We start from the raw sequence: 13,003 nt of genomic DNA, 5'->3' as shown, positions 1-13,003 counted from the left end.
AAAAAAAACGTTCGTAGTGAGGACTTCAGTCCTTCTTCCTAAGTCGAAATTAAAAGTGCGATCGCCCTTACTTTTAGAAAAAAAACGTTCGTAGTGAGGACTTCAGTCCTTCTTCCTAAGTCGAAATTAAAAGTGTGATCGCCCTTACTTTTAGAAAAAAAAACGTTCGTAGTGAGGACTTCAGTCCTTCTTCCTAAGTCTAAAAAGAAAGGACTAAAGTCCTCACTACAAACCTAGATTAAAGCCATTTTCGGCATTGTAGCAAATAAGTAATCATCTTTCCCTTACCTTTAACTTCGATCGCACCGCGACTTTCAAAAAAATACTTGTCCTGCAATTGTTGATAAGTTGTCGCTGTTACTTGAATGCACCCAGGCTTCCCGTGAGATTCCATGCGGGAAGCGGTGTTAACCGTGTCTCCCCACAAATCGTAAATAAATTTTTTGATGCCGATTACACCGGCGACAACTGGGCCGCTGTTGATGCCGATTCTGATGCTGAAATCTTGATTGTGGCTATTGCTGAATTCAATTATTGCCTGCTGCATATCCAGTGCCATTTCTGCGATCGCCTCTGCGTGATCTGGGCGAGTAATTGGCAGCCCTCCCACCACCATGTAAGCATCGCCAATCGTCTTAATTTTTTCCAAACCGTGCCTTTCTGCTAGATTATCAAAAGTCGAAAAAATCTCATTCAACAAAGCAACTAATTCTGTGGGAGACACTCGCGCACTCAATTGAGTAAAACCTACGATATCCGCAAATAAGACAGTAACATCAGCAAAAGTATCTGCGATCGTACTATCTCCCAGCTTCAAACGATTTGCTATTTCTTCCGGTAAAATATTTAACAACAACCGTTCTGATTGTTCCTGTTGAACTCGCAGTGCACTTAAAGTATCATTGAGAGCATTAGTTCGTTCTTTTACTCTAAATTCTAACTCTTCATTCAGCTTGTACAGCGCGATTTCAGCCTGCCGACGGGCTGTGATATCCGTACCGATTGCCAGCAGTCCCGCGAACTTTCCTGCCGCATCAAACAGCGGTTTATTTGCCCACGACACCCAAACGCGAGATCCGTTACGTTGAATGCTTTCATTTTCATTCGTCGTATACTCTTCTGGGTTACTTAAAATATTACTCAATAATGATTTCAGGTTGTTTCCCGCTGTATCTGTCTCGGGTATAATTGTCCCAACTGCGTGTTTCCCCAATATTTCTTCTTCCTTGTAACCAAAAAACTTTTGTGCGAATTCGTTAAAAAAAGTAATATTGCCTTCGGTATCTATTTTTAAAATAACGCTGTTAGCATTTTCCACCAATTCTCGATACTTAATTTCGCTTTCCCGTAGCGATTCTTCGGCTGATGCACGTTCGGCAACCGTAGTGGCTAATAGCAGCGAAGTAACTACAATCACGCTCATAAAAGCCTGCAAAAACAAGATTGCCTGATTGATATTTTCCGCTTTGGCAATAAAGGGGCCGCCTCCCTGAGAACCTCCCCAAATAGCGATACTGGAGACAATGAAAGATGCTAAAACAGCCCCGCGCTGTCCGAATTGAATGGTTGCCCAAATCACTAAAGGAAATGGCAAGTATTCAAGGGGATAACCGGAAAGATTGCTATCACTTTTTGAGTTGTATACTAGCCAACTGACAGTTACCAATAACACCAAGCAGATGCCGCGCCAAATTCGACTTGCAAGTGTTTTACGGCGTGTATTTGGTAAATTATATGTCGTTATTTTTTGGTATGTAATAAGTACCAGCGGAGTAAAAATCAAAACTCCTAAGGTATCTCCGAGATACCAATTCCATCGAATTATCCAATATTCGCTCCACTGAACTAGACCAGTCAAACACAGACGTAGCGTACCGAGAGAGCAGTTAATTTGAGTGGCAATTAAAGCACCGCAAAAAACTAAATTGAGTACATCTATTAGCCGTTCGAGTGACGGACGAAATTTGAATTGGTGCATTAAAATAAATGCACAAAAAGCTTGCAGGCAAGCACAGAATGCAGACACTAATCCGATGCTCCAGGATACATTGAGGTTGATAGTGTCGTAAAAAAATACGCCTAAAGCTATGCCGGGCCAAACACGCCAACCAAACAATAAAAGTGCGGCTTGTGCAATTCCTGCGGGCGGCCAGACGCAGGTAGCGAATTTATTCACGCCTGGGATTGAAGATGCTATTTTTGCGGATAAAGCGTAGGCCAAGGCAATGACAGCTATTTTTGCTAAGTATTGCCATTTTAGAGATTTTGAAAATCGCCACAACTTATTTTTGTTTGGGTTCATAGTGATTTTTAGATTTTTAACTAACTATAGCAGTTCGCTCTCTCAGATGAGGTATTGACCAATCAATCTAAAATCTAAAGTTTCAATCTGTACATCATCTCTTGGAGAAAGGCTATAACTTGATTCCGGTAATAAAATAAGTGTTCATTTCGCCTTTACCTTTGACTTCAATTGTGCCTCTACTTTCCCATAAATATTTGTCCTGCAATCGCTCGTAAGTTGCAGGCGTGACTTGAATTTTACCCGGTAAGCCGTGGGATTCCATGCGGGAAGCGGTGTTAACGGTGTCTCCCCACAAATCGTAAATGAATTTTTTGATGCCGATTACTCCGGCGACAACTGGGCCGCTGTTGATGCCGATTCTGATGCTGAAATTTTGATTGTGGGTATGGCTGAAGTCACTAATTGCTTGCTGCATATCCAGGGCCATTTGGGCGATCGCCTCTGCGTGATCGTGGCGGGGCATCGGCAGCCCTCCCACTACCATATAAGCGTCGCCAATCGTCTTAATTTTTTCTAATCCGTGCTTTTGGGCTAGGCGATCGAATGTGGAAAAAATCTCGTTAAGCAAGGAAACTAATTCCTGCGGAGAAATTTGGGAGCTAATTTGGGTAAAACCGACTATATCTGCAAACAATACTGTGACTTCTGCAAAAGTATCGGCGATGATGCTTTGGTCTTGTTTGAGTCTTTCGGCAATCGCTTGTGGTAAAATATTGAGGAGGAGGCGATCGGATTTTTCTTGTTCTAATCGTAAAGCTGCCTCAGCTTCTTTACGAGTTGTGATATCTTCGACAGTGCCTTCGTAATAAAGCAAATTTCCATGTCTGTCGCAGACAGTATAAGCATTTTCAGCAATCCAAATTATACTGCCATCTTGGCGGTAAACTTGAGATTCAAAATCAGATACTTTGCCGTTGGTTCGCATTAAATGGATGACTTCTGCGCGGCGCTCTGGGTATACATAGAGCTGGCTGTTAATATCAGTTAAAGTTCCCATCAATTCCTCACAGGAACTGTAACCGTAAATGCGAATTAAAGCAGGGTTGACGCTGAGATATTCCCCGTCGGGAGTAGTTTGAAAGATGCCGAGTATCGCATTTTCAAAAATGCTGCGGTATTTTGCCTCGGCTTGAATCAGCGCTGCTTCAGCGCGCTGGCGTTGTCGCGCTTCCACTGCAAAAGTTACAGAGTCTGTTAGAGAAACAGCGAAACTTTGTTCTTCAATAGTCCAATAACGGGGCATTCCTATGTGTTCTAAACAGAGAACTCCTGCTGTTTCTCCGCCTATTTGAATCGGCGTATCTAGCATGGAAGTGATGCCTAATGGAATTAGGTATGCTTCCGCAAACTCTCTACTTCTAAAATCTTTTTGGGCGTCAAAGGCAGCAATTGCACGTTCTTCTCGCAATGCTTGAAAATAGACAGGATAGTCTGCTGCTGCTAATTCCATAGCCTCGAAGTGCTGGTTGAGGGCGCGATCGAACAAATCTAGGCACTCCATAAATATTCTAGGGGATAGCGAGAAATAGAATCTTCATTTTTAGATTCAAAAACCAGGCAGCTTACCCCAATTAATAATATCATCCAGATTCCCCGCCAAATAAAATAATTTTTCGGTTGCTCTGTTTGTATTTTTAAACGGTATGCGGTGACTTTTGGACGCAAGAGTATGAGAATTAATGGAGTGAAAATCAAAACTCCCATTGTATCTCCTAACCACCAATTCCAGCGAGCATATAAATACGCTGACCAATCTACTTTGCCTGCTAAACAAAGGGAAAATGCGCCAATAGTGCAACTAATTTTAGTGGGAAGTAACCCGCCAAATAAAATTAAATTAACTACATCTTTCAAACGTTCTAGAGATGGACGAAATCCCAGCCAGCGAAGTACAGTTGCTGCAAAAACAGCTTGCAAAATTCCTCCGAGGCTTCCTCCCAGCCAAACCACGAATATCTGTTCACTTGGGTTAACTAAATTCAGGAAAAACACACCCAAAAGTATCGCAGGCCAGACTTTTGTGCCAAACAATAAAACTCCGGCTTGTGCAATTCCTGCGGGGGGCAAAACTGAGGCAGCAAAGGGATTGATACCTTGAATTGCAAATGCTAGTCTCGCCCCCACGGCGTAAGCAATCGCCACGATAGTTACTTGGGCTAAGTACCGCCAAATTCGAGATTCAGGGAATCGAAGAAACTGATTTAAGTTCAGATTCATATCGAGTTTTAAGTTTTATATAAGTTAATGTAGGTGCAGCGCGCACCTTGCTAGCCTCAATAGATCTCTTGCAAAAGTCTTTTTAATCAACTTTTGGAACGGGCTCTCCGGCCCGTTCCACAGAAAAAACAATTGTGGAACGGGCTCTCCGGCCCGTTCCTAACTATTTTTGCAAGAGGTCTAATATAGGTGCAGCGCGCACCTTGTCAGCCTCAATGTAGGTGCAGCGCGCACCTTACCGTTACAAAAACTTATTTGATAGCGGCATCAATCCACTGTTTCAAGGTAGATATTACTTCCTCAATGAGAATTTCATGTGCTTTATGAGTTGCTCTTTCTACGAGTTCAACCTTGCCTGATTTCAGCAATTTACCAGGCACAATTCGATAGGGAATGCCGATTAAATCGGCATCTTTAAATTTAACTCCGGCTCGTTCGTTGCGGTCATCTAGTATGGTTTCAATACCAGATTGATTGAGTTCTGCGTAGAGTTTTTCGGCGACTTCTACTTGTTGGGCGTCGGAAATATTGGGGATGCTAATGATGGCGTGATACGGGGCGATCGCCACTGGCCAGATTATTCCGTCTTTGTCGTAGGATTGTTCTACGGCAGATTGAGCCAGCCGCGACACGCCGACGCCGTAGCAGCCCATGATAAACGGCATTTCTTCGCCTTGTTCGGTGGTGTAGGTGGCGCCCATGGCTTCGGAGTATTTGGTGCCCAATTGGAAGATGTGGCCGACTTCGATGCCTCTGGCGGTTTGCAAGGTTTGTTCGGGATTGTGCACCGCCCGATCGCCCGCAACGGCCGTTCTAACGCCTACAACCGTTGCAGGTAGGGGAAATTCTTGATTCCAATTAGCCCCCACAACGTGGTATCCTGACTCGTTAGAACCAGTGACAAAGTTTGTTAAGTCAACTGCGGTGCGATCGACCAAACGCAAAAACTTAGAATTTACCTCCTTACTTCCAGCGATATAATCATCAGCAACATCCGGAGCCATATAACCCAAAGGCAAAGATTTAGCCGCCCATTTCCGCTGAGCTTCCGCATCAGGAACCGTCAAAAACAAAACAGTTTTAGCTTGATAATTACCCGCTAATTTGGTCAATTCATTCAGCAACTTTACCTGATTCACATCTTGGTCGCCGCGAATGCTTACCAATACCAAGACAGTCGTGCCATTATCATAAACAGCTTGATAAAGCACATTTTTGACAACTTGCGTCGGAGAACATTTCAAAAACTTGCAAAGTTTATTAATCGTTTCAGTTCCCGGGGTTTCCCGCTTTTCAAAAGTTGTAAAAGGCGAAGCTTGGGCATCAGCAGGCATAGACACAGCCTTCTCCACATTAGCAGCATACAGACCGTCTTCAGTATAGAGAACTTCATCCTCACCCGCTTCTGCCAGCACCATAAACTCTTGAGAACCAGAGCCACCAATTGCACCAGAATCAGCATCTACTGCTCGGAATTCCAAGCCCGATCGGCGCAGCATATTACTGTAAGCTTGAGCCATATCCTGATAAGTTTTTTTCAAACTTTCTTCGCTAGTGTGAAAAGAATAGCCATCTTTCATAATAAATTCGCGACCGCGCATCAACCCAAAACGCGGGCGAATTTCATCACGAAACTTAGTTTGAATTTGATATAGATGTACGGGCAATTGCCGATAAGAACGAATCATATCCTTAGCAATTGTAGTAATTACCTCTTCGTGAGTCGGCCCCAGTCCCACTTCTCGCTGCTGCCTGTCCGTCATAGCAAACATGATACCCTCAGCTTGAGTGTAGGTATCCCAGCGGCCGGATTCCCGCCACAAATCGGCAGGTTGCAGTTGTGGGAGGAGGCATTCTTGAGCGCCGGTAGCGTCCATTTCTTCCCGTACAATTTGGGAGACTTTTTTGAGAACTCGCCACATCAAAGGGAGATAAGCGTATATGCCGCTACCGATGCGTCGGATGTACCCAGCGCGGAGTAATAGTTTGTGGCTGGGAATTTCTGCTTCTGCTGGGTCTTCCCGCAGGGTGACGAAAAGCATTTGAGAGAGTCGCATTGGCTGATTTCCTTAAAATACCGGATGATTGTCATCTCAGATTAAGTTCTGATATTATCAGAACTCAGCCTGATTTGATTCAATATATGAATAAAAGTTTGCAAAACTACCAAAAAGGTATGGCAGCATTTGATAATTGTCACAATCCTACTCTGCAATCTCAGTGGGTAGCCTTAAAAGATGAAAGCAGTTGACAGTTGACAGTTGACAGTTGACAGTTGATGGTTGATGGTTGATGGTTGACAGCTTGCACGAAAAGCCGATCGTTGGCTTGACAGTTGACAGTTGATAGGGAGGTTTATAAACAGTTGATACCAGATAAGTCTCATGACCAGATTCATTCATGACCAATTTGCCAAACAGTATCTCAAAGAACTATTAACGCCTCTTGGCAAAGTCGAAACTAGCCGCGACATTGCTGGAGAAGTGAGACAGATTGACGTTTTCTTTGCCCCGAAAGCGGAACCTGATGTCGAACCCACAGCCCTGGGCATTCTGGGTCAAATTGCAGCAAAACCCGCTGTACTTGAACCATTCCGCAGTCCAGTACAACTGGGAGAAATTCGCAGTTGTCTAGGAAAACTCTTTGATGTCCACGCGGAATATGAACGAGTCGCAGCCAGAGATAATACCCGGATTGCAGAGGCAGACTTGCCTCAACTCTGGATACTGTCGCCGACGGTTTCCGACGCGATGCTAGCGGGATTTGGGGCGACTCCTGAACCTGAAAATTGGGTAAATGGAGTTTATTTTTTGAATCCGTCTCTAAGATCGGCGATCGTTGCGATTCACCAACTCCCGCGCACTCCCGAAACGCTGTGGCTGAGGGTTTTGGGGAAGGGAAATGTCCAAAAGCAAGCTATTGCTGAATTGAGAGAATTACCCTCTGATAATTTATTTCAGTTGAGCGCGTTAGAATTGTTGTACAACTTGCGAACGATTTTAGAAGTCCGCCAAGACACAGATCGAGAAGATCGGGAGTTAATTATGGAACTGTCACCCCTCTATTTGCAACGACTTGATGATGCAACTCAGCGAGGTATCCAGCAAGGTATCCAAGAAGGTATCCAAGAAGGTATCCAGGAAGGTCTTCAGCGAGGTATCCAAGAAGGTATTCAGCGCAGTCAACGCCTGATAGTTGAGAGTATGCTACAAGTAAAATTTGGTGAAATTGATGAAGAATTAGCCAAAATAATCGAGCCTTTGATTCAATTAGAAACCCTCGATCGCACGCGGTTGATTATGCAGCTAGAGCGATCGGAATTACTGGCTCGTTTTCAGCCACAAAGTCAAACGGAATCCTAACTCGCGAGCGCACTCTACTATCTGTAGGGTGCGCCTGATCGCACTTTACTAATATCAGACATGGATGTCAAAAGGCTGTCAATCGCAGGCTAGATGCCTGCGCCACAAGATTTTTGGGATATTTCTATCGATCGTAATTGGTAGCGCGATCGCCCCCGCTTGAAACTTGCCTTTTTTGGGCGAACTCTGCTGCTATCACTCACAAAAAAGCTGATTTCTGACTTTAGAGGGATTTATTTTTCAGCTTCCAGAGCCATAATCAGCAGTAAGGATGACATAACTAGAGAACAGATTTATTACTCATCCGGATTTCACGAACCAAGGCTTCCGTAAGATAAAGCCTGACGAAACAAACGACCATCTAAAAAGTTCCAAATCCCCTACTTAACAGTTAGGGGCAGATTTCAATATGCCTAATTCGGCATCCAACTTTAGGAGGTAATTATGTTTGAAAGCGAGTTATTAATGTCGCTGTACAGTCCAAAATTCAGTATTGCTCAAATGCCAGTAGAAATAGATGTCCCGTTTGACCACCCCGAGATCGGAGGGCTGATGTTTTTGAGCCCTCAGTTTTTCGTGGCATTAATCGCCGGAGTCATCATGGCTTTCGGCTTCCAATTCCTGTTAACGAATTTCTCCATCGCTGCCAAAATCTCAAATTGGGATGAAGCTTTACCCGACACTGACGATGATGACGAGTCGGAAAGTTTAGGCACTAAAGTTCGCAAGATCGAAGGCTTAGTCGGCGGTTGGATTTTAGTCACAGTTAACCTGGCTTTATTTTTAGCTTGTTTTCTGGCGGTCAAACTAACTTCAATTGCCTCGGTAGATGGAGCGGCAATTATTGGTGTGGTCATTTGGTCGGCGTACTTTTTAACGCTGGTATGGCTCGGTTCTAGCGCCGTCGGTTCGATGATTGGTTCCTTGATTAAAACTGCTTTTTCAGGCATTCAAGGCGTCATGGGGACTGCTGGTTCTGCGATCGGCGGCAAGATGGCCAGCGACCAAATGGTCAATACTGTAGAAGCATCTGTGGCTGCTGTACGCCGCGAGTTGGGCTCGGCTGTAGACCCGGATAGCATTCGCGAAACAATCCAAGATTATGTCGGTTCTTTGCAGTTACCGAAGTTGGATGTTAAGGAAATTCGCGGCCAATTTGAAAAGTTGCTGGGCGATGCCGATATCAAATCTCTGGCTGGAAGCGATGTTCTGAAGAATGTTAACCGCCAGACTTTTGTGGATTTAATTAGCAGCCGATCTGATTTTTCTAAGGAGGAAATCACTCAAGTTGCTGACCAACTTGAAGGCGTTTGGAAGCAAACTTTCGGCAAGCAGCAAGACAAGAAAGACCCGAATTTAGAGTTGGTTGATTTTCTTAAGTTTGCGGCTCCGGATTTGTTGAAGTCTGACGAGCTCAACGCCAAGCTGTCTCAAATTCTGGAAACTCGGGAAAATAAATCGACATCCAGCAGCGGTGGCGGCATGAAGCGAGCGATGCAGATGGGTGTGGAAGCTCTAGTTGGCACTGTTTTGTCGCGGACTGATTTGTCGGATTTGGATGTGGAAAAAATCTCTGGTCAGTTGCAGCAACTAACAGAAAAAGGCAAGGAAACAGCTAAATCAGTGGCTTCTAAGGTGGGCGATAAAGTGCCTGCGCTGCCTTTCAATACCGCTAAGGCTGATGTGGAAAATTACTTGCTGAATGCTCAACCTTGGCATCTCAACCGAGAAACTATCAAGCAAGAATTTCGGGATGTTATTTACGACGCAGAAGCTTCTCCGGGAGCAGTTTTGCGCCAGTTAGAGCAGTTGAACCCTGAGTATTTTGCAGGGATTTTGGGCCGCCGCGAAGGGTTCAGTCAGGAACAGGCGAGGGAAATTGCCGAACAGCTTGAAAGCGTGCGCCAAGAAGTTTTGGGAATTGTGCAAGCTGCTGCTGGTGATGAACAATCTCAAGATTTGCGCGGCCGGATTGAGAATTATTTGCGATCGACTGGCAAGGAAGAATTGAATCCTGAAGGTATCGAGAAGGACTTCCAAGCGCTGTTGGACGATCGCGATGTTGGTTTTGAGGCTTTGCGCGATCGCCTGTCGCACTTTGACCGCGATACTTTGGTACAATTGCTCGGTCAGCGCCAGGATTTCAGCCCCGAGGAAGCGGATCAGTTAATCGGACGCCTCGAAAGTTCGCGCGATCGCGTAATTTCCAAAGCTCAAGAATTGCAAGAGCAAGCGAAATCGAAAGCGCAAGAAGTGCGCCAAAAGGTAGAAGAGTATCTTCGCAATACTAATCAGGAAGAACTCAATCCTGAAGCGATAGAGCGCGAGTTTCAAACGCTGTTAAGTGACCCGCAAGCAGGCTTTAAAGCTCTTTCAGAGCGCTTGTCTCAATTCGATCGCGATACACTCGTGCAGTTGCTGTCGCAGCGCCAAGATCTCAGTGAAGAACAGGTCAATGGGGCGATCGACAAAATCGAGTCTGTCCGCGACAACATTATCCACGCGCCGCAAATTGTTGCAGATAAAGCTAAGCAGCAGTACGAGGAAGTTACTGCCAAAATTGGCGAGTACCTGCACAAAACTAACCTGGAAGAACTCGATCCAGAAGGCATCAATCGAGATTTGACCAAATTGTTTGAAAATCCGAAAGAAGGTGCCTTGGCGCTGCGGGAAAGACTCTCTCAGGTCGATCGCGAAACCTTAGTCAAGCTGCTTTCCCAGCGGGAAGATTTGAGCGAAGAACAGATCAATCGGACGATCGATCGCGTGCAAGATTCGATTCGCAGCATCGTGAAATCGCCGCGCCGCTTGGCATCTCGCGCTCAAAAAACTGTCAAGGATTTCCAAGGAAGTTTGGAAAATTACCTGCGGAATACCGACAAGGAAGAGCTCAATCCAGACGGTATCAAGCGCGATTTGCAGTTGCTCTTTAGCGAACCGGGAACGGGGATGCAAAGTTTGGGCGATCGGCTGAAGCACTTCGATCGCGGTACGCTGGTAGCATTGCTGTCGCAGCGGGAAGACATCTCCCAAGAAGAAGCGAACAAAATTGCCGATCGCATTGAATCTGTCCGCAACGAGGTTGTCGAACAACTTCAAATGGTGCAAGACAAGTTCCAGTCAACAATTGACGGGATTTTCGGTAAAATCCGGGATTACCTCAATTCGCTCGATCGGCCCGAGCTCAACTACGAAGGCATCAAGCGCGACTTCCGCAAAGTATTTGACGATCCGCAGGCGGGATTTGACGCGATTAAACAGCGTTTAGGTGAGTTCGATCGCGGTACTTTAGTAGCCCTGCTGAGCTCTCGCTCCGATATTTCCGAGACAGACGCTCACCGAATTGTTGACCAAATGGAAGGAGCCCGGGATGGCGTTTTATTGCGATCGGAACGCCTGCAAACAGAAGCCAAAAAACGCATTAAAGACATCCGGAAAAAGACCAAGCAGCAAGCAGAAGATGCGCGCGAAGCCGCCGCAACCGCTGCTTGGTGGTTGTTCGGTACGGCTCTAACTTCTGTAGTTGTTTCCGCTTTGGCTGGAGCAATAGCAGTAGGCGGAATTTCGGGTTTGTTTAGCTAGAATTTCCACAAGTTTCAATTAAATTTCTCCTGATTCTAGGCTGGCTGTACGCCAGCCTATTTTCTTGCACATCCTCTTATGTTCCTTCCAACAGCAAAACAAGGTTTGTAGTGAGGACTTTAGTCCGCAAAAATTCAGAAGGACTGAAGTCCTCACTACGAACCTTGATTACCAGGTTGGTAGTCAGGACTTTAGTCCGCAAAAATTCAGAAGGACTGAAGTCCTCACTACGAACCTTGATTACCAGGTTGGTAGTCAGGACTTTAGTCCGCAAAAATTCAGAAGGACTGAAGTCCTCACTAGGAACCTTGATTACCAGGTTTGTAGTGAGGACTTTAGTCCGCAAAAATTCAGAAGGACTGAAGTCCTCACTACGAACCTTGATTACCAGGTTTGTAGTGAGGACTTTAGTCCGCATCCAAATTCAGAAGGACTGAAGTCCTCACTACGAACCTTGATTACCAGGTTTGTAGTGAGGACTTTAGTCCGCAAAAATTCAGAAGGACTGAAGTCCTCACTACGAACCTTGATTACCAGGTTTGTAGTGAGGACTTTAGTCCGTAAAAATCTAGAAGGACTGAAGTCCTCACTACGAACTAATGCGCTCTCAAATTTATTAACATGAGACATATCGCATCATTCTTAAGTTGTAAAGTTTATAACAGATTCCTCACCTCAATCCTTAATTACAGTCGGGGATCATCTCTACCCTCAGCAAGATTCTCGCATCCCTATTTATTCGCTAACTTCTATTAAGTAGAAAAACAAGTTTTCCCAATAAGAAAACTGAGCAATACATATTATTCTGGAGGCTTCAATGACATTTACTACTGCCGGCGCTTACGACCAAGGAAAAGCAGAAATTCAGAGCTTGAGCGTAGACGATCAATTAGGTTTGTTGTGGTTTGTTTACACCGAAATGGGTAAGTCAATCACCCCAGCAGCTCCCGGTGCTTCCGGTTCCGAAATCGCTCAGGGCTTGTTCGATCAAGTCAAGCCGCTTCCCCACGAAGAACAACTGCAAGTAATGCGCGACATTGCCTCAAAAGCCAATACAGAAATCAGCCGGATGTACGGCTCGATGAGCCCAGAAACCAAATTAGCTTTTTGGTATTTTCTAGCAGTAGGAATGGACGAAGGCACCATTATTCCCGTACCTCCAGACTATCAACTTCCCGAAGCCGGAAAAGCTTTATTAGGCAAGATTCAGGCCATGGACTTTCAGAAGCAAATTGATTTTCTGCGCGGTACAGTTTTAGAAATGGGTGCCGAAGCCGCTCCGGGCGCTGGCATTTAAAAATAGGACTTACTAAGAAAACCCGGTTTCCACGAAAAGATTCGATGTCGCAACGAGCATCTAGAAACCGGGTTTTTAGCCGTTTGGTAAGTTAGGATTGCACAAGATTAGTCAGTAGCTCGAATTGTGGGGACTCCTGGCCTCACCAACCCGGTTTCTTCCGAGATTTATCGTTACCCAACGCAAGACTCGGAGAAACCGGGTTTCTAGCTGACTATGAGTCAGCCATGAAACTGTCGG

Annotated in this window: 7 protein-coding genes and 1 pseudogene; 4 read left to right on the top strand and 4 right to left on the bottom strand. The window is 45.2% G+C overall.

The window, feature by feature from the left end:
* Nucleotides 1-238: 238 nt before the first annotated feature.
* The 3 genes and pseudogenes from QZW47_RS25670 to proS all read right to left on the bottom strand — a co-directional run bounded on the left by QZW47_RS25670 (nucleotide 239) and on the right by proS (nucleotide 6,579).
* Nucleotides 239-2,302, bottom strand: coding sequence for an adenylate/guanylate cyclase domain-containing protein (locus tag QZW47_RS25670; protein WP_293133603.1), 2,064 nt, complete (start codon nucleotides 2,300-2,302; stop codon nucleotides 239-241).
* Between the two features lie 112 nt (nucleotides 2,303-2,414).
* A pseudogene (locus QZW47_RS30235) lies at nucleotides 2,415-4,522 on the bottom strand (adenylate/guanylate cyclase domain-containing protein).
* A 251-nt stretch (nucleotides 4,523-4,773) separates the two neighbouring features.
* Complete coding sequence (gene proS / locus QZW47_RS25655; RefSeq protein WP_293133597.1) at nucleotides 4,774-6,579, bottom strand: proline--tRNA ligase; 1,806 nt, start codon at nucleotides 6,577-6,579, stop codon at nucleotides 4,774-4,776.
* Here proS and QZW47_RS25650 point away from each other — a divergent pair.
* The 3 genes from QZW47_RS25650 (at nucleotide 6,579) to QZW47_RS25640 (ending at nucleotide 11,466) form a co-directional block, all read left to right on the top strand.
* Nucleotides 6,579-6,773: a hypothetical protein gene (locus QZW47_RS25650; RefSeq protein ID WP_293133594.1), complete on the top strand. Its 195-nt coding sequence runs from the start codon at nucleotides 6,579-6,581 to the stop codon at nucleotides 6,771-6,773. The genes proS and QZW47_RS25650 overlap by 1 nt on opposite strands.
* Before the next feature lie 133 nt (nucleotides 6,774-6,906).
* On the top strand, nucleotides 6,907-7,884 hold the full coding sequence (locus QZW47_RS25645) for a hypothetical protein (RefSeq protein WP_293133591.1): 978 nt from the start codon (nucleotides 6,907-6,909) through the stop codon (nucleotides 7,882-7,884).
* A gap of 444 nt (nucleotides 7,885-8,328) precedes the next feature.
* Nucleotides 8,329-11,466, top strand: coding sequence for an MFS transporter (locus tag QZW47_RS25640; protein ID WP_293133588.1), 3,138 nt, complete (start codon nucleotides 8,329-8,331; stop codon nucleotides 11,464-11,466).
* Nucleotides 11,467-11,542: 76 nt separating this feature from the next.
* Here QZW47_RS25640 and QZW47_RS25635 read toward each other — a convergent pair whose 3' ends face one another.
* Nucleotides 11,543-11,884, bottom strand: coding sequence for a hypothetical protein (locus QZW47_RS25635; RefSeq protein WP_293133585.1), 342 nt, complete (start codon nucleotides 11,882-11,884; stop codon nucleotides 11,543-11,545).
* A gap of 399 nt (nucleotides 11,885-12,283) precedes the next feature.
* Between QZW47_RS25635 and QZW47_RS25630 the strand changes: the two genes are divergently transcribed.
* Nucleotides 12,284-12,763: an orange carotenoid protein N-terminal domain-containing protein gene (locus tag QZW47_RS25630; RefSeq protein ID WP_293133582.1), complete on the top strand. Its 480-nt coding sequence runs from the start codon at nucleotides 12,284-12,286 to the stop codon at nucleotides 12,761-12,763.
* Nucleotides 12,764-13,003 lie beyond the last annotated feature (240 nt).

It is taken from the genome of Microcoleus sp. bin38.metabat.b11b12b14.051, from assembly GCF_013299165.1.
Classification (GTDB): domain Bacteria; phylum Cyanobacteriota; class Cyanobacteriia; order Cyanobacteriales; family Microcoleaceae; genus Microcoleus.
The sequence above is the reverse complement of the archived record's forward strand: the minus strand, read 5'-3'. Positions and strand labels throughout refer to the sequence as shown.